Source organism: Pseudonocardia sp. (genome assembly GCF_035305885.1).
GTDB lineage: Bacteria > Actinomycetota > Actinomycetes > Mycobacteriales > Pseudonocardiaceae > Pseudonocardia.
In genome coordinates, this window is record NZ_DATGOP010000097.1 from 25376 (window position 1) to 47124 (window position 21749).

Consider the following 21749-nt stretch of genomic DNA (forward strand, 5'->3'; position numbering starts at 1 on the left):
AGGCGGCGCGCGGGGGCGGGGGCATCGGGCGAAGAACCCACGCCGGCGGATGGGTGGTTCTACCCAGTGCGGGTCTGCGCTCGCAGGAGCTCCCTCGCCCGGTGGCCGAGCACGACGGCGGCCGGGATCGCCTGCAGCGGCAGGTCGGTGACGTAGTCCAGCACCGGTGTGGCGATGGCGACCGCGTACAGCACGGGGTGACCCCACGGCCGGGCCGGGCCCCGCTGCGCCCTGATCCGGCCCCACGGCTTGGTGCGCGCGATCCAGGCCATCACCGCGATCGCCGCGACCATCAGCACCTCGGCGCCCACCAGCCGGAGGTCGACGGTCCCGGTGCGGGCCGCGGTGTCGTCGGCCAGGAACGCGGTGTGGAGCGCCCTGCCGCCGAGCGCGAGGCCGATGGCGAGCGCCAGCTTCACGGCGACCCACCAGAACCGGGTGAAACCCCAGTGCGAGAGCCCGGCCAGCACCAGCCCGGTGTAGGCGGTCATGAACGAGAAGTCGGCGAGGAGGTCGTCGTCGAGGTGGGCGACGGCGGCCGACACCGCGAGCCGGTCGTCCTGATCGGTCGGGGTCGCGCCGTGGAACGTCAGCAGCAGCACCGCGAGGGCGCACGTCAGCCAGCCGAACGCGGTCGTCATGTGCATGAGCACGAGCACCCGCCGCAGGGGGCCGACCAGCTTGTCCCGGGTTTCGGTCATGCCGGCGAGCGTTCCGGCGGGCGGCCGTGCCCGGCGTCGTCCGCGTGCGGGCATCCCGGCGTACCGCCGACGCGGTAGGCGATCAGTCCGGGCCGCGGACCAGGCCGGACTGGTAGGCCATCACCACGACCTGCGCCCGGTCGCGGGCGCCGAGCTTCGCCATGGAACCGGTCCGGGACGGCCCCGTCCCACCGCTGCGGCTGCGCGAGGAACCGGGCGATGAGCGTCCGGGTCGCCGTGGGCGACAGCAGCGCCTCGCCCCGCGCCACGAGCCGGATCCCGTCGAGCAGCTCCCGCGCCGGTGGCGCCCTTGCCGAGGAAGCCGCTGGCGCCGGCGCGCAGCGCCTGGAACACGTACTCGTCGATCTCGAACGTGGTGAGACCAGCACGCGGCCGGCGGCGAGGTCGGCGTCCCCGGTGATCGCCCGGGTGGCCGCCAGCCCGTCCACCCCGGGCATCCGGACGTCCATCAGGACGACGTCCGGGCGGGTCTCGCGCACCACCGCGACCGCGTCGGCCCCGTTGTCGACCTCCCCCACGACCTCCATGTCGTCGGCCGACTCGACGAGCGCCCGGAACCCGCCCCGGATGAGGGCTTGGTCGTCGGCGAGCACGACCCGGACGGTCACGGGGCCTCCCCGGGCAGCGGCACCCGTACCCGGACGGCGAACTCGCCGTCGCGGCCGGGCCCGGCCGTCATCTCGCCCCGGATCGCGGCAACCCGTTCCCGCATGCCGACGAGCCCGTGGCCGGTCCGGCCGCGCGGGGAAGCGCGATCCGGTTGCGGATCTCGATCTCCAGCTGCTGCGGCGCGTAGGTCAGGATGAGCCGGGCGCGGCCGGCCCCGTGCCTGCCCGCGTTGGTCAGCGCCTCCTGCACGATGCGGTAGGCCGAGACGTCGACGGCGGGCGGCAGCTCACGCGGGGCGCCGACCACCTCGCGGTCGACCCGCAGCCCGGTCACCTCGGCCGCGGCGACCAGCCGCTCCAGGTCGGCGAGCCCCGGCGTGGGGGCGGTGGTCGTCGGTGTGCTCGGCGCGGATTCGTCGGAGCCCCGCAGCACGCCGATCAGCGATCCCAGCTCGTCGAGGGCCGCCCTGCTCGCCTCGGTCACGTGGCCGAGCGCCTCCCGCGCGGCGTCGGGGCGGTCCGCGAGCACGTGGGCGGCCACCCCGGCCTGGACGTTGACGACCGCGATGTGGTGGGCGACGAGGTCGTGCACGTCCCGCGCGATGTGCAGCCGTTCGTCGGCCACCCGCCGCCCAGCCTCCTGCTCCAGGGCCTCCTCGGCCCGGCGCGCCCGGTCCTCGAGCGCGACGACGAGCTCGCGGCGGCTGCGGACCGCGTCGCCGGCGGCCGTGCCCACCGGGATGGCGGCCAGCGCCATCGGGGCGAGCCCCGTCCACCACGGGCCCGCGACGGCCGCCGCGACGCCGACGAACAGCGCGGCCGACACCGCGGCCGACGCCAGTGCGATCGTCCTCGGCGCCACGGCGGGTACCGCGGACGCCGCAGCCCGCGCTAGACCAACCCGTGCTCGTAGGCGTACGCGGTGGCCGCCGCCCGCGAGGACACCCCGAGCTTGGCGAAGATGTTGCTCACGTGCCGGGCGACGGTCTTCTCGGACAGGAACAGCTCGGCGGCGAGCGCCTTGTTGGTCTTCCCCGTCGCGAGCAGCCGCAGCACCTGCGCCTCCCGCGCGGTCAGCCCCGCGGTGGCCGGCGCCCGCGACAGCGCCTGCACGCGCGCGACGTCCGGGGCGGCGCCGAGCCCCTCGAACACCAGCCGGGCCGCGTCGAGCTCCATCTCGGCCGAGTCGGGGTCGCGCCGCTGCAGGCACGCCTGCCCCAGCAGCACCCGCACCCGCGCCGCCTCGTAGGGCGCGTCGAGCGCCTGCCAGGCCCGCCAGGCGCGGCGCAGCGCCTCCCACGCGCCCGGATCGTGCTCGGCGACGAGGACGGCGCCGGTGGCGTGCGCGGCCATCGCCCGCAGTAGCGGGGCGTCGACGTCGCCGGCGATCGCGGACAGCTCGTCGGCGCTCGCGCGGGCCGCGGCCACGTCGTCCGCCGCGATCATGATCTCGACGTGGGCGGCGAGCAGCCGCGACCGGGCGACGAACGCGGTCGCCTCCGCGAGCACCGGGGCGAGCATCGCGGCGGCGGCGTCGACCTGGCCGCGGGCCGCCCGCAGCAGCGCGAGCCCGGGCTGCGGAGCGGGGATCCAGCGGCTCGCCCGGTGGTAGGCCTCCTCCGCCGCCTCGTACTCCCCGCGCAGCCGGTGCACCTCCGCGAGCTGGTAGCAGGCCGATCCCGCCGCGGGGTGGCCGGCGAGCCGTTCACAGGCGCGCCGGGCCTCGTCGAGCGCGTCCGGCCACGCGCCGTGCACCAGCATGATCTCGACCCGGTGCACCATGCACTGCCCGCGGTAGGGCACGAGGTCCGGCTGCGTGGCGCACCAGTGCGCGAGCGCCGCGGTCCACTCCTGGGCGCGGCGCAGGTCGAACACCTCCTGGCAGGCCTCGATCACGGCGCAGTAGACGATGCCCGCGACGACCGGGGAGACCTCGTCCGCGGTGACCGCGATCATCGCCTCGTCCAGCTCCGCCACCGCAGCGCCCGCCTCCCCCGCGGCGATCAGCGCCTGGCCCACGCCGAGCCGCCCCATCGCGACCAGGTCGGGGTCGTCGAAGCGCTCCCCGATCGCGGTGGCCCGCTGCGCGCGCTCCCGAGCGGTGGTGGCGTCACCCTCCTCGAGGGCCTGGAGGGCGGCCGGGACGAGCAGGTAGCCGCGCTCCACGCAGTCGCCGCCCCCCTCGTCGACGAGGCGCCGCGCCCGCGCGAGCCACCCCCCGCCGCGCACGGGTTCGCCGCGCAGCAGCAGCTGGATGCCCAGCCAGAATGCGTGGCGCGCCGCGCGGGTGGGCGCGGCGCGCACCAGCTCGCGGTACGCGCGGGCGGCCAGGTCGTCGCCCGTCTCGTCGCGCCCCACCAGGTAGGCGCTGGTCACCAGCAGCTCGAGGTCGTCCACGGGGAGCGGCGAGGCACGGTCCGCCGCCGCCAGGAGCTCGTGGGCCATCGCCCACTCGCGCTGCCGGTACGCCGAGCGGCCCCGCTCCCGTAGGTCCTCGTCCACGGGGCGCGGCCTCGGATCAGCTGATGGCGCGCCGCGCCCTGCGGCGGGACAGCTCGTCCTCAGGGGCGTCGTCGACGGTGCCGCCGTCGGCCCGTTCCACCGGGAAGTCCTTGATGGACCCGCTGATCTCCTTCATGGCCCCGCCCACGGCGATGCCGAACACGCCCTGGCCGCCGCGCAGCAGGTCGACGACCTCCTCGGGCGACGCGCACTCGTAGACGGTGGTGCCGTCGGAGAACAGGGTGATGCCCGCGAGGTCGCGGATGCCGCGGCGGCGCAGGTGCTCGACGGCCACGCGGATGTTCTGCAGCGACACCCCGGCGTCGAGCAGGCGCTTGACCACCTTCAGGACGAGGACGTCCTTGAACGAGTACAACCGCTGCGAGCCGGAGCCCGCGGCACCGCGGATCGAGGGCACGACGAGCCCGGTGCGCGCCCAGTAGTCCAGCTGCCGGTAGGTGATCCCGACGACCTGGCACGCGGTCGGTCCGCGGAAACCGACGAGCTGGTCGGGCAGGCCGTCGAGCCCTTCACCGAGCAACGGATCGGGGAAGAGCTCGCCCTGCTCGGGCGCGCCGGACGGCGGCTGCTCCACCGAACTCCTTCCGCCGGAGCCCGATTCCGACCTCCGGGGGGCAGGGCCGGAACCGACGGGCTACGAGACATCCGACGATATGAGCCTCCGCGCGCCTGGTCAACGCGGCGCGCCGCCGGGTGGTGGAGGGTTACGGCTGGGCGCCGCGGAAGTCCTCGGGCGTGATCGAGTCGAGGAACTCGCGGAACTTCTCGACCTCGTCCTCCTGCTCGTCCGGGATGATCAGCCCGGCCTCGGCGAGGACGCTCTCCTCGGCGTGGATCGGCACCCCGATCCGCAGAGCGAGCGCGACCGAGTCGCTGGGGCGCGCCGACACCGTGATGCCGCCGTCGAACACCAGCTCCGCGTAGAAGGTGCCCTCCTGCAGGTCGGTGATCCGCACCAGCTCCAGGCGGCGGCCCAGGGCGTTGATCACGTCCTTGAGCAGGTCGTGCGTGAGCGGCCGGGCCGGCTTGACGCCCTGCTGCTCCAGCGCGATCGCGGTGGCCTCCACCGATCCGATCCAGATCGGCAGGTACCGGTCGCCCGTGGTCTCCCGCAACAGGAGGATCGGCTGGTTGGCGGGCAGTTCGACCCGTACCCCCACGACGCGCATCTCGCTCATCGCTATCGCTCCTCCTCGCGGTCCTGCGCTTCCCGACGCTACACGGCGCACCCAGCCGGCGCCCGACTCCGGACGGGTCGCGGCGCGCGTCGGCGGGGTGAGCCGGAGCTAGCCCCTCGGCCCGGACTCGCGCGGCCCGGTGAGGAACACCAGCCGGAACTTCCCGATCTGCACCTCGTCGCCGTTGGCCAGGACCGCGGTGTCGACCGGCTCCCGGTTGACGTAGGTGCCGTTGAGGCTGCCGACGTCGACGACGATGAACTCGCCGTGGTCGTTGCGGAACTCCGCGTGGCGCCGGGACACCGTGACGTCGTCGAGGAAGATGTCGCTGTCCGGGTGACGGCCCGCGCTCGTGGACGGGCGGTCGAGCAGGAAGCGCGAGCCCGCGTTCGGGCCGCGCTTGACGACCAGCAGGGCCGAGCCGGCGGGCAGCGACTCGACACCGGAGACCGGCTGGTCCTGGGCCTGGGAGTCGGCCTCGGAGAGGAAGTCCGCGCGGAAGACCGAGGTGGTCTCCGGGGAGCGCTCCGGGGGTACGCCGGGCCCGTCGTTCGTGGTCACCTCGGGGTCTCCTCCTGATGGGTGGGCGAGTGGGGTGCCCTGCTCTTCACGTACAACAAGTGTGACGCCGCTCGGGCGGGTGCGCGCGGCGGCGCCTGATACCGCAAACCTACCGCGCAGCCGTCGGCGCGGAAGGCGCGGTCAGCCCTCGGTCAACTCCCGGTACGCGGCGGCGTCGAGGAGGTTGTCGGGAAGGCCGGTGGCGCCCTCCGCGAGCCGGACCTCCAGCATCCACCCCTCGTCGTACGGGCCGGAGTTGACCAGCTCGGGGTTGGCCTCGAGGGCCTCGTTGACGGCCGTGACCGTGCCGGAGACGGGCGAGTAGATGTCCGAGACCGACTTGGTGGACTCGACCTCCCCCACGGACGCTCCGGCCGTGACCTCGTCGCCGACGGCGGGCAGCTGCACGAAGACGACGTCGCCGAGCTGGGACTGGGCGTGGTCGGTGATGCCGATCCGAACCAGCCCGTCCCCCAGGTCGCGCACCCACTCGTGGGCTTCGGTGTAGCGGAGGTCCTCGGGGATCACGCCGAAAGAGTAGGCCGTGCCCGCGGGTCGTGGTCGGCGGGGTTGGCGTGATCCACGCGGCACCGCCCGCGCACCCGTGCCCGACCCGGCTCAGCCCTCGGGAGCCGCCCGGGCGGCGGCCGCGGACCCGGCGTCGGCGGACCCGGCGTCGACGGGCCCCGGGTCGACGGGGACGGGCGGCGTGCGCAGCGCGCGGACGAACTGCGCCAGGTAGAGCAGGCCGGTGTAGAGGTAGAGCGCGGTGCCCCACACGGCGAACGCGTAGGCGAACGGGCGGGCGAGGTCGGCGAACCACCCCTCCGCCTGGGCGGCGAGCAGGAGGGGGAACGCGTACAACAGCAGGAACGTGGCGCCCTTACCCAGGTAGGTCACCCGGTAGGGCCCGTAGCCGCGCGAGCGCAGCACCGGCAGGGTCGCGCCCAGCACCAGGTCGCGCGCGACGAGCGCGGCGACCGCCCACCACGGCACGACGTCGCGGACGCCCAGCGCCAGCAGCGCGGCGAGGATGTACAGCCGGTCCACCGCGGGGTCCAACAGGGCCCCGAGCGCGCTGTACTGGCCGAGCAGGCGGGCGAGCTTGCCGTCGAGCCAGTCGGTGATGCCGCCGATCGCGAGCACGACGATCGCCCAGATGTCGGCGCCCCACTCCGCGCCGCCGGGCACCAGCAGCAGGTACACGAACAGCGGCACCCCGGCGAGGCGCAGCAGGCTCAGCAGGTTCGGGACCGTGAGCACGCGGTCCCGGCCAACCCGGCCGAGCAGGCTGGTCAGCGACGGTTCGGCCACCCGACCGAGCCTACGCAGCCCGGGCGGGGCGCACAGCGGGCTGGGCCACAGGCCGTCGCGCCCCGCGCCGGCGGGAGGCACGATGCAGCCCATGGAACGAACCGGGATCGACGCCACCACCCTCCGCGAGCTGCAGGCGCCGCTGAAGGCCCGCTACCGGGAGGACCCCGACGCGGCCGTGGTCACCCTCACCGCGGACGGCGAGCTCGACGGCAGCGGCGTGGCCTGCCGGGTGCGCACCGCCACGGCGCTCGCCGAGGCCGGCCTGCACCCGGCCACCGGCGGCGACGGCACCCAGCTGTGCTCGGGCGACATGCTGCTCGAGGCGCTCGTCGCCTGCGCGGGCGTCACGCTGCGGGCCGTGGCCACATCGCTGGGGCTGCAGGCGTCGGGCACCGTGCACGCCGAGGGCGACCTCGACTTCCGCGGCACCCTCGGCGTGGCCAAGGACGCCCCGGTCGGGTTCCGCGAGATCCGCCTGCGCTTCGACCTCGACACCACCGCGAGCCAGGACGAGATCGACACGCTCATCCGGCTCACCGAGCGCTACTGCGTGGTCCTGCAGACCCTGCGCAACTCCCCCACCACCTCCGTGAGCGTGCAGGCGTGAGCCGGGCGCCGGTGCACACGCCGACCGCGAGCGGGGCCCAGGCGCTGCTGGGGTCGCTGCTCGACGGCGGGGTCGACACCTGCTTCGCCAACCCGGGCACCTCGGAGATGCACTTCGTCGCCGCCCTCGACGGGGTGGCCCGGATGCGGGCCGTGCTCACCCTGTTCGAGGGGGTCGCGACCGGCGCCGCCGACGGGTACGCCCGGATGGCCGAGCGGCCCGCCGCCACCCTGCTCCACCTCGGCCCCGGCCTGGCCAACGGCCTCGCGAACCTCCACAACGCGCGCCGGGCGGGCACCGGGGTGGTCAACGTCGTCGGCGACCACGCCACCACCCACGCGCCGCTGGACGCCCCGCTGCAGTCCGACATCCACGCGATCGCGGGCGCGGTGTCCGGCTGGGTGCGCACGACCACCAGCCCGGCCGAGGTCGGCGCCGACGCCGCCGAGGCGGTGGCCGCAGCCAAGGCCGGGCAGGTGGCGACGCTCGTGCTCCCGGCCGACGTGAGCTGGAGCCCGGGCGGCGTCCCCGCGCCGCCGGTCCCGCCGCCCGCGCCGCCCGCGGCCGACCCGGACGCCGTCCGCGCGGCCGCGGCCGCGCTCACGTCCGGGGAGCCGTGCGTGCTGCTCGTCGGCGGCGACGCCACCCGCGCCGCCGGGCTCGCGGCCGCCGACCGCATCGCCGCCGCCACCGGGGCCCGGGTGCTCGCCGAGACGTTCCCGACCCGCCTCGAGCGGGGTGCGGGCGTCGCCCCCGTCGACCGGCTCGGCTACGTCGTCGACGTCGCCGTCGGGCAGCTCGCCGGCGCGCGCCACCTCGTGCTGGCCGGCGCGCGGCGCCCGGTGTCGTTCTTCGCCTACCCGGACAAGGCCTCCGACCTGGTGCCCGCCGGGTGCGAGGTGCACGCGCTCGTGCCGAAGGAGGGCGCGTTCGCGGGCGGGACCGCCACGGCCGTCCTGGAAGAGCTCGCCGACCTGGTCGCGCCGGGCACCGCCCCGCGGCCGGCCCCGGCCGCCCGGCCGCCGCTGCCGAGCGGCCCGCTGACCGTCCAGAGCGCCGCCGCCGTGGTCGGCGCCCTGCTGCCGGAGGGCGCCGTCGTCGTGGACGAGTCGGTGAGCTCGGGGCTCGGGCTGCCCGCCGTGACCGCGGGCGCGCCGCGCCACGACTGGCTCACGCTCACCGGCGGCTCCATCGGCTACGGCCTGCCGGCCGCGACGGGTGCGGCGATCGCCTGCCCGGACCGGCCGGTGTGGTGCCTGCAGGCCGACGGCAGCGCCATGTACACGATCTCGGCGCTGTGGACGCAGGCCCGGGAGGGCCTGGACGTGACCACGGTCGTCTACCACAACAGCGCCTACGCGATCCTGCGCATGGAGCTCGCCCAGACCGGCGCGGCCGCGCACCTGGCGGGCGACGGCGCCCGCGCCAGGGCGCTGCTCGACCTCGACCGGCCCGACCTCGACTTCGTGGCGCTGGCCGCGGGGATGGGCGTGCCCGGGGAGCGGGTGACCACGGCGGAGGCGCTCGCCTCCGCCCTCCGCCGGGCCACCGCCGAGCCGGGGCCGCACCTCGTCGAGGCGGTGCTGCCGCCGCTGGCGCCCTGAGCGGGGCTCCGTTCACCGCGGCGATCATGCGCTTCGGCGTCCGCCACCCCGGACGCGCGCCCGGCGCCCGGGTGGCGGACGTACAGTGTCCTGCGCGTGACGCTGTGTTCGACGACGCCGCGTTCGACGGAGCTGTGTTCGACGACGTTGATGCCCTAGCCCGGGAAGCGTGATGACGACGACGGTCGAGGACTGCCGCGGCGTCGACCACGCCATCGCGGTTCCGGTCAGCGACGAACAGCTGTGGGAGATCGCAGCGGAGTTCCTCGCCCACGGTCTGAGCCGCGGGGAGCAGGTCATCTACGTCGACGACGGCACCTCCGACCGGGTGCTCGAGCGGATGACCGACGACGGGGTGGCCGTGGCCGGGCCGCTGCGGGAGGGCCGCTTCACCATCCTCCCCGGCGACCGGCACCGCTCGCCGCAGGAGGCGGCCGAGGCGGTGCGCGCCGGCGTCGACGCCGCGCTGGCGGCGGGCTTCCCGGCCGTGCGGATCACCGGCAGGCTCAGCTTCTCGGTCGCGCAGGCCGCCGCAGGCGTCGAGGACTACGACCGCATCGTCGACGAGGTGGTCCGCGACCGGCCCGCGCACGTCCTGTGCATCTACGACCGCGGCCGCTACCCCGACGAGGTCGTCGACGCGATGCGCGCCGCGCACCGCACCGAGGTGGTCTCGCCCGCCATCTACGACGACGGCCTGCTGCGCATCACCGCCCTCGGTCCCGGCGCGGCCCGGGTGGCGGGCGAGTGCGACCACAGCAACCGCCCCCGCATCCGCAGCTTCCTCGAGGCCGCCCTCGACAAGGCGCTGCGCCTGCCGGACGCGCCCGCCGACATCACCCTCGACCTGTCGTCGCTGCGGTTCCTCGACGTCGCGGGCGCCGTCGGGCTGGTCCACGCCGCCGAGGAGTTCCCCGAGGCCCACCGGCTGGTGCTGACCGGCGTCCGCCCCCGGGTGCAGCGGGTCCTCGACCGCTGCGGGGCCCCGTTCGCCACCCAGCTCGTCGTGCACGCCCGCAGCGACCTGCCGCCCGTCGACACGCCCCCGGTCGACGGCTCGCCCCGCGAACAACCCGCGGACCGGCCGCCCACGGCGCCGGCCGCGCCCTCCCCCGAACAGGAACAGGCACCGGCATGAGGATCGAGACGACCCGTTCGGCCAACGCGCTCCGCCTGGAGCACGCCGCGGGCTTCCACGGGTCGACCACCGACCTCCTCGACCAGCTCACGCCGCTCGTGGAGCAGGCCGCCGAGCGGGAGGAGCCCCTCGCCGTCGCGCTGCAGCCGGACACCGAGCGCCGGCTCGCCGACCGCTTCGGCGGCACCCTCGCGCCCGAGGACCGGCTGGTCCGGCTCAAGCGCTCGGTCGACGGCCCGGCGGGCGCCTCCGCGCAGACGCTCGCCGCCCGGTGGGCGCTCGAGCTGCGCGCGCTGTCGGTCGCCCGCGGGCGGCCGGTCACCGTGCTCAACGAGCACACCGCCGCCCTCGACGGCGTCGACGGCCGCTTCTGGACCGAGCTGGACGCCGCCCTCAACGTGGCGCTGGCCGACCTGCCGGTGCGCATCACCTGCTTCTACCCGGAGCTCCCGCTCTACCTGGAGATCCTCGACGGCGCCCGGCGCAACCACCCGTACCTGCTGGACGGCGGTGAGCTGCACCACAACCCCGGCCACCACGACCCGCGCGCGGTCCTGTCCGCGCGGCCCGCCGCCGAGCCGCCGCTGCTCGGCCCGCCGGACGTGGTGCTGCCGTTCTCCGCCTGGCAGCTGCACGACGTGCGCGTCACCGTGGAGCAGGCGCTCTCCGGCCGCGGCTACGAGCGCGAACGCGTCGAGGACATCGTCCTCGCGGTCAACGAGCTCGCCACCAACGCCGTGGAGCACGGCTCGCCCGAGGCGCAGCTGTCGCTGTGGACGGGCGGGCACGGGCTGCTGTGCGAAATCGACGACGGCGGCACCCTGCGGGACCCGCTGCCCGGGCTGCAGGCTCCCCACCCGGCCGAGCCCCGCGGCCGCGGCGTCTGGATCGCGCGGCAGCTGTGCGACTCGCTGCACGTGTGGTCGGACGGGCGAGGCACCCACGTTCGGGTGCACGCCATCCCTTGAGTACCATCAAGGCTGCCTCGCACGTCACCCGGATGGCCGCTGAGCAGCCGGAAGTGTGACGAACAGGCCCCTTGGCAACGCGGGCGCTCGGGAGAACACTCTGCTTTCGCGGACTCCGGCGTTGTCGTGCTGCCGACGGGTCCTTGCGAGCTCCAGCCGGGCACACCACCTACACAGGACGATCCATGTCTGACGATCAGCGACGATCTCGCACGACTCAGGCGCACCCTGGCGCCCGGCACGCGGTGCGCGTGCTGGGGTCGTTCACCCTCGTGGCGGACGGCAACCCCGTCCCGCTGGGGGTCGACTCCCGCAGGCTCGTCGCCTATCTGGCCATCCACCCCCGCCCCCAGGAGCACGCGGCGCTCGCCGCCGACCTGTGGCCCGGCGTCCCCGCGGCCGCCGCGCAGCACCTGCTGGTGGAGGCGGCCGCGGCGGTGGGCATCCCGTCGCTGTTCACCGATGGCGACCTGACCGGGCCGCTCTCGCTCGCGGCCGACGTCCAGGTCGACCTCGCCGACGCCCTGGGCCTCATCCGGGCGCTGCCCGAGATCCCGGCCACCGACAGCCCCGACATCGGGCTGCTCTCGGCCGACATCCTCCCCGGCTGGACCGCCGCCTGGATCGCGGTGGAGCGCGAGCGGTTCCGCCAGCTGCGGCTGCACGCCATCGAGGAGCGCAGCCTGCGCCTCTCCGCCGCGGGCCGCCACGCCGAGGCCGTCCGGCTCGCCGAGATGGCGGTGCAGGCCGCACCCAGCCGCGAGAGCGCCCGCCGGGCCCTCATCGAGGCCCACCTCGCGCAGGGCAACATCGCCGCCGCCGTGGCCGAGTACGACGCCTACGAGGAGCTGCTGCGCTCCAGCGTCGGCGGGCCCGCCACCAACGGCCTCGACGCCCTCTTCCCGCCGTCCCCGGTGTGGCCCGTGCTGCGGGCGCGCCGCCCGATGCCGCGGTCGGCGGTCCAGCTGCCGGGCCTGCGCGCCGCCCGCGGCGCCGGCGGCGGCAGGCGCCTCGTCTCCGGCGGCGGGGCCTCGCGGCCCTACTGAACCTCCACGCAGGGGCCCTGCCGGTTTCCGTGTTCGGGACCCGCGTGGTCGGGTACCCGCGGTGCATGCACGGGACCCCAGAACCGGACGTCGAAGCCGACCCGAACGTCGCGCGCTCCCGCGAGGCGGGCGGGGTCGACCCCGACCGGAAAGCCCGCCCCGACGACGAACGCGCCGGGGCCGACGGCGCCGGCACGACCGGCACCGACGAGAACGAGCAGTTCGTCGGCCGCGTCGCCGGGCAGGACGCCGGCTACGCGGGCGAGACGGGCGCCGAGGCGCGCGCTCGGGAGGACCGGTGAGACGCGGCGACGGCAGCGAGCTGACCGGCCTGGCCAAGCTCGGCTACAAGCCCATCGGCCTGCTCTTCGGCCTCATCGGCGGCATGCTCGCCGGGAAGCTCTTCGCGGCGGTGTGGAAGCGGATCTCCGACGAGGACGAGGCCCCGCAGCCGCTGTCGGACGACTACAGCACCCGCGAGGTGCTGCTCGCCGCCACGCTGCAGGGGGCCATCTTCGGGCTGGTGAAGACGGCGGTGGACCGGTACGGGCTGAAGGGCGTCCGGCGCTTCCTGGACACCCCGCGCCCGCGCCGTCGAGTGGAGGTGTGACATGCCGGGCAAGGACGCGATGCCGAGCACCGTCGAGCGCTCGGACGCCAAGGCCAGGCGCACCTGGGTGGACAGCTACGACTCGGCGATCGAGACCTACGGCGACGACGGTGGCCGCGCCCGCCGGGTCGCGTTCGCCGCGCTCAAGCACACCCACGAGAAGGTGGGCGACCACTGGGAGCCGAAGGGCCGCAAGGGCCCGTCCGACGAGCAGGCCGCCAAGGCCGGGCGCCGGACGAACCGCGACACCGCGGGCGGGGTCGATGCGAACGCCTCGAAGGCGCACCTCATGGACGTCGCGCGCAAGCTCGACATCCGCGGACGCTCGTCGATGAAGAAGGGCGAGCTGGTCGACGCCATCCAGAAGGCGAACAACCGCAGCACCCGCAAGTCGCGCGAGAAGAAGAAGTAGTGCACGGCCCCGGCGGGGCGGGGCCGCGGCCCCGCCCCACGACCCGCGTCAGGCCAGCGCGCGCAGGCGCGGCAGGACGTCCTCGGCGAACTGGGTGAGGAACCGCTCCTGGTCGTGCCCCGGCCCGTGGAACACGAGGTGGTTCAGCCCCGCGTCGAGGTAAGGCTTGATCTGGGCCACCGCCTCGTCGGGGTCGGAGGCCACGATCCAGCGCTTCGCGACCTGCTCGATCGGCAGCTCGTCGGCCAGCCGCTCCATCTCGACGGCCGAGTCGACGCTGTGCTTCTGCTCCGCGGTGAGCGACAGCGGCGCCCAGAACCGGGTGTTCTCCAGCGCCTGCTCCGGGTCGCGGTCGTAGGACAGCTTGATCTCGATCATCCGGTCGATCTCGCCCGGGTCCCGGCCGGCGGCCGCGGCGCCCTCCTCGACGGCGGGGATGAGCTTGTCGGTGTAGAGGTCCATGCCCTTGCCGGACGTGCAGATGAACCCCTCGCCCGACCGCCCGGCGTACTTGGCGACGACCGGGCCGCCCGCGGCCACGTACACCGGCACCGGCTGCTCGGGCCGGTCGTAGATGGTGGCACCGACCGTGCGGTAGTACTCGCCCTCGAACGACACCTCCTCCTCGGTCCACAGCGCGCGCATCAGCCGGATCGACTCGCGCAGCCGCGCGAACCGCTCCTTGAACTCCGGCCACTCCCGGCCCGACACCGCGATCTCGTTGAGCGCCTCGCCGGTGCCGACGCCGAGCATCACCCGCCCCGGGTACAGGACGCCGAGCGTCGCGAACGTCTGCGCGAGCACCGCGGGGTTGTAGCGGAACGTCGGCGTGAGCACGGAGGTGCCGATCACCACCCGGGACGTGCGCTCCCCCACCGCAGGCAGCCAGGCCAACGACGACGGCGCGTGTCCGCCGTTGTGCCGCCACGGCAGGAAGTGGTCGGAGATCACGACGCTGTCGAGCCCCACCTCCTCCGCCCGCACGGCGTACTCCACCAGCTCCCGGGGCGCGAACTGCTCCGCGGACGCCTTGTAGCCGATCCTCAGCTGCCCTGCCACGACGGTTCCTCCTGACGCGATCTTCTGCTGCCCCCAGCCTGCCACTCGCGCCCGGAGGGCCGCGTGCCGCGCCGGTCGCGTCCGCGAGCGCCCGAGACCCGGGTGCACCGATCAGCCGCGGTTCCTACCGTCGACCGGGGCATGCCGGAGCCGCCGCCCGCCGCCCTGTCCGCCCTCCGCCGCCTCGCCCCGTCGCCCGCCCGTACCGGTGGGCGCTGCCCGGCGGCGCTCACCGGCACCCTGGCCGCCTCGGATCCCGCTCGTCACGCGCGCGATCGTGGACGGACCGATCGCGAGTGGCGACCTCGGTGCCCTGCCGTGGCCGGTGGCGGGAGAGCCTGGCCCGACCGCGGCCCCGGCGGTCAGGCCTCCGCCACCACCGTGTTGCTCAGCGCGCCCAAACCCTCGACCTCCACCGTGATCGTGTTGCCCGGCTCCACCGGGCGGACGCCCTCCGGCGTGCCGGTGAGGACCACGTCGCCGGGCTGCAGCGTGGTGAACCGGGTGATGTACTCGATCAGGAACGGGATGCCGAAGATCAGGTCCTTGGTGCGCCCGTCCTGGCGGCGCTCGCCGTCCACCGTGCACGAGACGCCGACGTCGGTCGGGTCGAACTCGGTGTCCACCCACGGCCCGATCGGGCAGAACGTGTCGAAGCCCTTGCCGCGGGTCCACTGGCCGTCGGCGCGCTGGATGTCGCGGGCGGTCACGTCGTTGCCGCAGGTGTAGCCGCCGATCACGTCCCAGGCGTCGGCCGCGGCGACGTTGCGGGCGGTGCGCCCGATCACCAGCACCAGCTCGGCCTCCGGGTCGACCCGCTGCGACAGCTTCGGGTACACCACGTCGGCACCCGGCCCGACCACCGCCGCGGGCGGCTTGAGGAACAGCAGCGGCTCCTCCGGCACGGCGTTGCCGAACTCCTCGGCGTGCGAGCGGTAGTTGCGCCCGACGCAGAGGACCGTGCGCGGGGTCACCGGGGCGAGCAGCCGCACCTCGTCCAGCGGACCCACGTCCACCCCGGTCGGCCGCAGGTCGACGAACGGGGTGCCCTCGGCCGCGCGCACCACGCCGTCGGAGAGGAGGCCCCACGCGGCGCCGTCGGGGCCCGCGTAACGAATGATCTTCAACTGATGTCCTTCCGCCTTCAGCACTGGTTGTACGCGTTGGTCCACAGCACGCCTTCGGCGGGGTCACCAGCGCTGCCGGTGATGCCGACCTCGTGCATGACGGCGAGCGTGCTCTGCACGGCCGCCGGGTCGAAGCAGCCGTCTTCCGAGAGCGCGGGCGCGAGCGCCTCCAGGGTCTGCTGGAGCACCGGGAGGTCGCCTGCCGACATCCGGTCGACGATCTTCTCCGCGGCGGCCCGCGGGTCGGCGAGCACCTGCTCCATCGCCTGGTTCAGCGCACTGCTGAACGCGCGGGCGGCCTCGGGGTTGGCCTCGGCCCACTCCCGGTTGGCGGCGAACCCGGTGTAGGCGAAGTCGGCGAACCTCGGCACGTCGCCCGACGGCCCGTCGATGAGCACGGTCCCGAACCCCGCGGCCTGCGCCACGTACGGCGTCGGCGGGGAGAGCTGGTAGGCGTCGATCTGCCCGGTCTCGAGCGCCGCGAGCAGCGACGAGCCGTCGCCGATCGGTCTGCACCCTCCGTTCGCAACCGGTTCGGGTTCGTAGCGATTACCCTGGGCAGGTGTCGGCGGAGCTGCTGGAACGCGCCCCTGCGTTGAAGCGCCACCGCGGCGTGCCGGTGCACGCCCAGATCGAACGGTGGCTCATGGAGGAGATCACCGCGGGCGCGATCTCCGCGGGCGACCGGCTGCCCGGTGAGCGGGAACTGGCCGCTGCGCTGCGGGTGAGCCGGATGACGCTGCGCCAGGCCCTTGATGGGCTCGCCCGCCGCGGCGTGCTCGTGCGCACCCCGGGGCGCTCCGGCGGGGCGTTCGTCGCCGAGCCCCGCATCGACTGCGACCTCACCGGGGTCGCCGGGTTCACCGAGCAGATGCGGCGGGCCCACCGGCGGGCGGGGGCGCAGGTCCTCACCGCCCGCACCGTCGACGCGGACGGGCAGGTGTCCCGGGCGTTGCAGCTCCCGCCGGGCGCACCCGTGTACGAGTTGGTGCGCGTGCGGTCCGCCGACGGCACCGCGCTCGCGCTGGAGCGGACGTGGCTGCCGGCCGATCGCCTGCCCGGCCTGCTCGGCCACCCGCTCACCGGGTCGATCTACGAGCTGCTCGCCGACGAGTACGGGCTCGCCCCGCACACCGCGGTCGAGTACCTGGAGCCGGTGAGCGCCGACCCCGCCACGGCCGCCGCGCTCGGCGTGGTGCGGGGCACGCCGTTGATGGGCGTCGAGCGCACGGCGCACTCGGTGGGCGGGCTGGCGGTCGAGTACGCGCGCGACCTGTACCGCGCCGACAAGGTGCGGCTCATGGTGCGCACCGAGGTGCGGCGGGACGACGGCGAACGCAACGGCGCCGCCGGGGTGTCGGAGCCCTCCCCGGCATCGTGACCGGCCACGGCCCGGCGGGGAAAGATCCACCGGCTCCACCGCGGCGGCCTCTGGACCTCCGGGAACCGCGCATTACCATCACGCCGACCACACCGACGAGGAGAGCCGGGGCTGCGCGCGATGGACCTGAAGATCGATCGCGCCCACGGCGCGCGCATCTACGACTACATCCTCGGCGGCAAGGACAACTACGCCGTCGACCGCGCCGCGGGCGAGGCGTCGCTGCGGCTGTGGCCCGCGCTGCGCGTGCACATGCTGGAGAACCGCAGCTTCATGCACCGCGTCGCGCGCTACCTCGCCGAGAGCGGCGTGCGCCAGTTCCTCGACATCGGCACCGGCATCCCGACCTCACCCAACCTGCACGAGGTCGTGCAGGCGATCGCCCCGGACGCCCGGGTCGTCTACGTCGACAAGGACCCCACGGTGCTCGCCCACGCCAAGGCCCGCATGGCCAGCACGCCGCAGGGCCGCACCGCCTACGTCTGCGCCGACATGCGCGAGCCGGAGGCCATCCTGTCCGACCCGCGGCTGTGCGACACGCTCGACCTCTCCCAGCCGGTCGGGCTCACCCTGATCGCCGTGCTGCACTTCGTCCCCGAGGACGGGCTCGCGCAGCAGGTGGTGCGGCGGCTCGTCGACGCGCTGGTGCCGGGCAGCTACCTCGCGGCGTCGATCGCCACCGACGAGTTCGCGCCGGTCCCCCTCGCCGGGGTACGGCAGGTGTACGAGGCCTACGGGGAGAAGGTCCGGTTCTGGTCGAAGGCCGAGACCGAGGACTTCTTCGCCGGGCTCGACGTCGTCGACCCCGGGATCGTGCAGATCCACAAGTGGCGGCCGCTTCCCGGCGCGGCCCCGGTCCCGGACGCCGACATCGCGATGTACGGCGGCGTCGCCCGCAAGCCCTGACCCAACCCACCGCCACGGGCGCACGGGCCGCGCCGCTGGAACACGCCGCTGGGACCCGCCGCTGGGATCAGAGCGCGATCACCCCGCGGCGGTCCGACGGGCGGCGAGGTCGTCGAGGATCGCCGCCGTGGCCGTCGCCCCGAACCGGGTGGCGCCGAGCGCGGCGAGCTCGAGCAGCCGGTCCAGGGAGCGCACGCCACCCGCGGCCTTGACCCCGACGTGCGGCGACACCGTCCGGCGCATCAGCGCGATGTCGTCGGCGGTCGCGCCGCCGTGGGCGAAACCGGTGCTCGTCTTGACGTAGTGGGCGCCCGCCGCCTCGGCGAGCCGGCAACCGAGCACCTTCGCGTCCGCGTCGAGCAGGGCGTTCTCCAGGATCACCTTCACGGTGCGCCCCTCGGCGGCGGCGACGACGGCCGCGATGTCGTCACGCACGTAGGCCGCGTCGCCCTCGAGCAGGCGCCCGATGTGCAGCACCACGTCGATCTCGGCGGCGCCGTCGGTCACCGACTCCCGCGTCTCGGCGACCTTGGCGGCCGTGGTGGTGCTGCCGTGCGGGAAGCCGACGACGGTGCCGACGAGGACCGGGGTACCGGCGAGCGCGGCGGCGGCGAGGCGCACGTCCGACGGGCGAACGCACACCGATGCCGTCGCCCTGGCCGCGGCGAGCGCGCAGCCCGCCCGCACGTCGTCGCTGGTGAGCTCTGGTCGGAGCAGCGAGTGGTCGATCATCCCCGCGACCACGGAGGGCTCGGGAAGGGTGGTCCGGGTGATCACGGTCCTGCCTCCACGTCGAAGGTCACCTGCAGGGAGTAACGGGAGCCGACGTAGCGGCTCACCGTCCGTTCGAGGGGGTCGGCGCGCTGGTCGACGATGAGCCGGGTCTCCACCAGCAGGGGCTCGGTGGCCGGCACGTCCAGCAGGCCCGCGTGCGGCCCGGCCGCTTCCGCGGTCAGCGTCGAGGAGCCGAGGGTCGGGTGTACGCCGCGCTCGCGCAGCGCGCGGTGCAGCGACTCGTGCTCCAGGTCGAGTTCCAGCAGGTGGGCCAGCTGCGGCGGGAAGCAGGCGTGTTCGAGCGCGAGCGGGGTGGCCCCGGCGAGCCGGACGCGCACGATCGCGACGACCCGCGCGCCCGGGCCGAGCCGCAGGGCCGCCCGCTCGTCGGCGCTCGCCTGCCGGAGCCCGGCCTCCACCAGGCGGGACGAGGGCACCCGGCCCCAGCTGCGCACCTGGTCGTGGAAGCTCATCAGGGTGCCGGCCGGGCGGGGCGCGGGCCGGGGCCGCACGAAGGTACCCCGGCCGGGCACGCGCTCCACCAGGCCGTCGGCGGCCAGCCGGTCCAGTGCCGCCCGCACGGTCATCCGGGCCACCCCGAACTCGGCCGCCAACGCCGGCTCGGAGGGCAGCGGGTCGCCGGGTGCGGCGGCGGCGAGGCGGGTGCGCAGCGCCTGCTCGATGCGCGCGTACAGCGGCGGCACGACACCTCCTCACCGATCCTGTCTAGACAGCCTGGACAGTGCCGTGCGCCGCGCGGGTTGTCAACCGGTCGACCGGGAGGGTCGACGCGTCGAGCGCCCGGCCTTCCCCGTTCGTCCCCGCCCGGCCGGACCGTCCCCCTACGATCGCGGGGTGCCCGACGCCCGGACCGCAGCCCCCGCGAGCACCCCGCTCGACGTCCTGCGCCGGGTGTTCGGCTACGAGTCCTTCCGCGGCCGGCAGGCGGAGATCATCGAGCACGTCTGCGCGGGCGGCGACGCGCTGGTGCTCATGCCGACCGGCGGCGGCAAGTCGCTCTGCTACCAGATCCCCGCGCTGGTGCGCCCCGGCGTCGGCGTCGTCGTCTCCCCGCTGATCGCCCTCATGCAGGACCAGGTCGACGCGCTGCGCGCGCTCGGCGTGCGGGCCGGGTTCCTCAACTCCACCCAGTCGCTCGACGAGCGCCGCGACACCGAGCGGGCGTTCCTCGCGGGCGAGCTCGACCTGCTCTACCTCGCCCCCGAGCGGCTGCGGGTGCCCTCCACCCTGGGCCTGCTCGACCGCGGGCGGATCGCGCTGTTCGCCATCGACGAGGCCCACTGCGTCGCGCAGTGGGGCCACGACTTCCGGCCCGACTACCTCGAGCTCTCCCAGCTGCACCAGCGCTGGCCGGACGTGCCGCGGATCGCGCTCACGGCCACCGCCACCGAGGCCACCCACGCCGAGATCGCCGAGCGGCTCGACCTGCGCCCGAGCGAGCGGGCCCGGCACTTCGTCGCGAGCTTCGACCGTCCCAACATCCAGTACCGGATCGCGCCGAAGGACGACCCGCGCCGCCAGCTGCTCGAGCTCATCCGCACCGAGCACGCGGGCGACGCGGGCATCGTCTACTGCCTGTCGCGCAGCTCGGTGGAGCGCACCGCGGAGTTCCTCGTGTCCCAGGGCCTCACCGCGCTGCCCTACCACGCCGGGCTCGACGCGGCCACGCGCGCGGCCCACCAGGCGCGCTTCCTGCGCGAGGACGGTGTGATCGTCGTCGCCACCATCGCGTTCGGGATGGGCATCGACAAGCCGGACGTGCGGTTCGTCGCGCACCTCGACCTGCCCAAGTCCGTCGAGGGCTACTACCAGGAGACCGGCCGCGCCGGGCGCGACGGGCTGCCGTCCACCGCGTGGCTCGCCTACGGCCTCGCCGACGTCGTCCAGCAGCGGAAGATGATCGAGGAGTCCGACGGCGACCGCGAGCACCGGCGCCGCCTCGCCCAGCACCTCGACGCGATGCTCGCGCTGTGCGAGACCGTCGAGTGCCGCCGCTCGCAGCTTCTGGCCTACTTCGGCCAGCGCGGCGAGCCGCCGTGCGGCAACTGCGACACGTGCCTGGTCCCGCCGGAGTCGTGGGACGGCACGGTGGCGGCGCAGAAGGTGCTCTCCACGGTCTTCCGGCTCGACCGCGAGCGCCGCCAGCGGTTCGGCGCGGGCCAGATCATCGACATCCTGCTGGGCAGGCGCACGGCCAAGGTCGAGCAGTTCGACCATCACACGCTCTCGGTGTTCGGCGTCGGCACCGAGCTGTCGGAGGCCGAGTGGCGGGCGGTGCTGCGCCAGCTCGTGGCCCGCGGGATGCTCGCGGTGGAGCCGCGGCACCAGACGTTCGTGCTCACCGAGGAGAGCCGGCCCGTGCTGCGCGGCGAACGCCAGGTGATGCTGCGCCGCGACCCGAAGCGGCAGGCCCGCCGGTCCCGGCCGGCCAAGGCCGCCCAGCCCGAGCTCGCGCCCGAGGCCGCCGGGGTGTTCGAGCGGCTGCGCGCGTGGCGCGGCGCCGTGGCGAAGGAGCAGGGCGTGCCCGCCTACGTGATCTTCCACGACGCCACGCTCCGCGAGATCGCCTCCCGCCGCCCCAGCTCGCTCGCCGAGCTGGGCACCATCAGCGGGGTCGGCGAGACCAAGCTCGCCCGCTACGGCGAGCAGGTGCTCGAGGCGCTCACCGGCTGACCCTCACCGGCCGGCCCTCACCGGCGCAGCCCGCGCAGGAGGCGGGCGAGCACGTCGCCCGGCGGGCGTCCGCCCGGGAACGCGGGCGTGGCGTGCACGTGCAGGAAGCCGCCCTCGGCGAGCTCGTGCACCCGCCCCCGCACCGCGGCCACGGGCACGCCGAGCGCCGCACCGATCTCCACCAGCGACACCGGCCGCCGGGCCAGCTCGACGATCGCGCGGGCCTCCGGGTCCAGCGCCCGGCCCCAGCGGGCGCGTTCCGTGGCCGTCACGACCGACTCCACCGGCAGGTCGTGCTCCGGGCCCACCGGTCCCCCACCGGGCCCGGGCGGGCGGGCGCCGGCCACCCGGGACGCGAGCGCGGGCGCGCCGGGGGCGCGCGGGAACGGCGTGACGACGGGTCTGCAGACCGAGTGATGCATGCGCATCCTCCACGGCGGTGCTGGCGGGGGAGCGAATCGCGCCGGCCGGGGTCCGGGGCCGCACGGCGACACGGGGTCGCGGTGCGCAGACG

26 protein-coding genes are annotated in these 21749 nt (G+C 75.2%); 11 read left to right on the forward strand and 15 right to left on the reverse strand.

Features of this window, described 5'->3' with window-relative positions; genetic code table 11:
- Positions 1-59 precede the first annotated feature (59 nt).
- The 9 genes from VKZ81_RS20545 to clsA form a co-directional block, all read right to left on the reverse strand.
- Positions 60-701 carry a hypothetical protein gene (locus tag VKZ81_RS20545; protein ID WP_324243246.1) on the reverse strand — a complete coding sequence of 214 codons (642 nt, stop codon included), beginning with the start codon at positions 699-701 and terminating at the stop codon, positions 60-62.
- Positions 698-1330: a response regulator transcription factor gene (locus VKZ81_RS20550; RefSeq protein ID WP_324243247.1), complete on the reverse strand. Its 633-nt coding sequence runs from the start codon at positions 1328-1330 to the stop codon at positions 698-700. The genes VKZ81_RS20545 and VKZ81_RS20550 overlap by 4 nt, the downstream gene beginning before the upstream one ends.
- A gap of 67 nt (positions 1331-1397) precedes the next feature.
- Entirely contained in the window at positions 1398-2192 is a 795-nt protein-coding gene (locus VKZ81_RS20555) for a sensor histidine kinase (RefSeq protein WP_324243248.1), read from the reverse strand.
- Between the two features lie 29 nt (positions 2193-2221).
- Positions 2222-3832 (reverse strand): response regulator transcription factor, encoded by a 1611-nt coding sequence (locus VKZ81_RS20560; protein ID WP_324243249.1) that lies wholly within the window; start codon positions 3830-3832, stop codon positions 2222-2224.
- 16 nt (positions 3833-3848) lie between these two features.
- Positions 3849-4427 (reverse strand): MerR family transcriptional regulator, encoded by a 579-nt coding sequence (locus VKZ81_RS20565; RefSeq protein ID WP_414709429.1) that lies wholly within the window; start codon positions 4425-4427, stop codon positions 3849-3851.
- A 130-nt stretch (positions 4428-4557) separates the two neighbouring features.
- Positions 4558-5031, reverse strand: coding sequence for a bifunctional nuclease family protein (locus VKZ81_RS20570; protein WP_324243250.1), 474 nt, complete (start codon positions 5029-5031; stop codon positions 4558-4560).
- Between the two features lie 108 nt (positions 5032-5139).
- The gene (gene garA, locus VKZ81_RS20575) at positions 5140-5592 is read right to left on the reverse strand and encodes a glycogen accumulation regulator GarA (RefSeq protein ID WP_324243251.1); all 453 of its coding nucleotides are present in this window, start codon (positions 5590-5592) and stop codon (positions 5140-5142) included.
- Between the two features lie 141 nt (positions 5593-5733).
- The gene (gene gcvH, locus VKZ81_RS20580) at positions 5734-6120 is read right to left on the reverse strand and encodes a glycine cleavage system protein GcvH (protein ID WP_324243252.1); all 387 of its coding nucleotides are present in this window, start codon (positions 6118-6120) and stop codon (positions 5734-5736) included.
- Between the two features lie 90 nt (positions 6121-6210).
- Positions 6211-6906 (reverse strand): cardiolipin synthase ClsA, encoded by a 696-nt coding sequence (gene clsA / locus VKZ81_RS20585; RefSeq protein ID WP_324243253.1) that lies wholly within the window; start codon positions 6904-6906, stop codon positions 6211-6213.
- Positions 6907-7012: 106 nt separating this feature from the next.
- Here clsA and VKZ81_RS20590 point away from each other — a divergent pair, with 106 nt between their 5' ends.
- The 8 genes from VKZ81_RS20590 to VKZ81_RS20625 all read left to right on the forward strand — a co-directional run bounded on the left by VKZ81_RS20590 (position 7013) and on the right by VKZ81_RS20625 (position 13294).
- Positions 7013-7516, forward strand: a complete 504-nt coding sequence (locus tag VKZ81_RS20590) for an OsmC family protein (protein ID WP_324243283.1) — start codon at positions 7013-7015, stop codon at positions 7514-7516.
- A complete protein-coding gene (locus VKZ81_RS20595; RefSeq protein ID WP_324243254.1) occupies positions 7513-9120 on the forward strand; it encodes an acetolactate synthase large subunit in 1608 nt (535 codons plus the stop codon). Before VKZ81_RS20590 ends, VKZ81_RS20595 begins: the two co-directional genes overlap by 4 nt.
- A gap of 172 nt (positions 9121-9292) precedes the next feature.
- Positions 9293-10258, forward strand: coding sequence for an MEDS domain-containing protein (locus VKZ81_RS20600; protein WP_324243255.1), 966 nt, complete (start codon positions 9293-9295; stop codon positions 10256-10258).
- Positions 10255-11226 (forward strand): ATP-binding protein, encoded by a 972-nt coding sequence (locus VKZ81_RS20605; RefSeq protein WP_324243256.1) that lies wholly within the window; start codon positions 10255-10257, stop codon positions 11224-11226. The genes VKZ81_RS20600 and VKZ81_RS20605 overlap by 4 nt, the downstream gene beginning before the upstream one ends.
- Positions 11227-11477: 251 nt before the next feature.
- Positions 11478-12272 (forward strand): AfsR/SARP family transcriptional regulator, encoded by a 795-nt coding sequence (locus VKZ81_RS20610; protein WP_324243257.1) that lies wholly within the window; start codon positions 11478-11480, stop codon positions 12270-12272.
- Between the two features lie 65 nt (positions 12273-12337).
- Entirely contained in the window at positions 12338-12574 is a 237-nt protein-coding gene (locus VKZ81_RS20615) for a hypothetical protein (protein WP_324243258.1), read from the forward strand.
- Complete coding sequence (locus VKZ81_RS20620; RefSeq protein WP_324243259.1) at positions 12571-12882, forward strand: DUF4235 domain-containing protein; 312 nt, start codon at positions 12571-12573, stop codon at positions 12880-12882. Before VKZ81_RS20615 ends, VKZ81_RS20620 begins: the two co-directional genes overlap by 4 nt.
- Position 12883: 1 nt before the next feature.
- Positions 12884-13294, forward strand: a complete 411-nt coding sequence (locus VKZ81_RS20625) for a ChaB family protein (protein WP_324243260.1) — start codon at positions 12884-12886, stop codon at positions 13292-13294.
- 48 nt (positions 13295-13342) lie between these two features.
- On the opposite strand, the gene fgd is transcribed toward VKZ81_RS20625, so the two are convergent.
- From fgd to VKZ81_RS20640, 3 genes are all read right to left on the reverse strand, one after another.
- Positions 13343-14353: a glucose-6-phosphate dehydrogenase (coenzyme-F420) gene (gene fgd / locus VKZ81_RS20630; RefSeq protein ID WP_324243261.1), complete on the reverse strand. Its 1011-nt coding sequence runs from the start codon at positions 14351-14353 to the stop codon at positions 13343-13345.
- A 362-nt stretch (positions 14354-14715) separates the two neighbouring features.
- Positions 14716-15480, reverse strand: a complete 765-nt coding sequence (locus VKZ81_RS20635; RefSeq protein ID WP_324243262.1) for a fumarylacetoacetate hydrolase family protein — start codon at positions 15478-15480, stop codon at positions 14716-14718.
- A 17-nt stretch (positions 15481-15497) separates the two neighbouring features.
- Positions 15498-15986, reverse strand: coding sequence for an ABC transporter substrate-binding protein (locus VKZ81_RS20640; RefSeq protein WP_324243284.1), 489 nt, complete (start codon positions 15984-15986; stop codon positions 15498-15500).
- A gap of 56 nt (positions 15987-16042) precedes the next feature.
- Between VKZ81_RS20640 and VKZ81_RS20645 the strand changes: the two genes are divergently transcribed.
- Positions 16043-16861, forward strand: coding sequence for a GntR family transcriptional regulator (locus tag VKZ81_RS20645; protein WP_324243263.1), 819 nt, complete (start codon positions 16043-16045; stop codon positions 16859-16861).
- A 120-nt stretch (positions 16862-16981) separates the two neighbouring features.
- Positions 16982-17767, forward strand: coding sequence for an SAM-dependent methyltransferase (locus tag VKZ81_RS20650; protein WP_324243264.1), 786 nt, complete (start codon positions 16982-16984; stop codon positions 17765-17767).
- Between the two features lie 78 nt (positions 17768-17845).
- Here the strand turns inward: VKZ81_RS20650 and deoC are convergent, their stop codons facing one another.
- A complete protein-coding gene (deoC, locus tag VKZ81_RS20655) occupies positions 17846-18544 on the reverse strand; it encodes a deoxyribose-phosphate aldolase (RefSeq protein WP_324243265.1) in 699 nt (232 codons plus the stop codon).
- The gene (locus VKZ81_RS20660) at positions 18541-19245 is read right to left on the reverse strand and encodes a GntR family transcriptional regulator (RefSeq protein WP_324243266.1); all 705 of its coding nucleotides are present in this window, start codon (positions 19243-19245) and stop codon (positions 18541-18543) included. The genes deoC and VKZ81_RS20660 overlap by 4 nt, the downstream gene beginning before the upstream one ends.
- A gap of 151 nt (positions 19246-19396) precedes the next feature.
- Here VKZ81_RS20660 and recQ point away from each other — a divergent pair, with 151 nt between their 5' ends.
- Entirely contained in the window at positions 19397-21235 is a 1839-nt protein-coding gene (gene recQ, locus VKZ81_RS20665) for a DNA helicase RecQ (protein ID WP_324243267.1), read from the forward strand.
- A gap of 17 nt (positions 21236-21252) precedes the next feature.
- Here recQ and VKZ81_RS20670 read toward each other — a convergent pair whose 3' ends face one another.
- Positions 21253-21657, reverse strand: a complete 405-nt coding sequence (locus tag VKZ81_RS20670) for a DUF742 domain-containing protein (protein WP_324243268.1) — start codon at positions 21655-21657, stop codon at positions 21253-21255.
- Positions 21658-21749 lie beyond the last annotated feature (92 nt).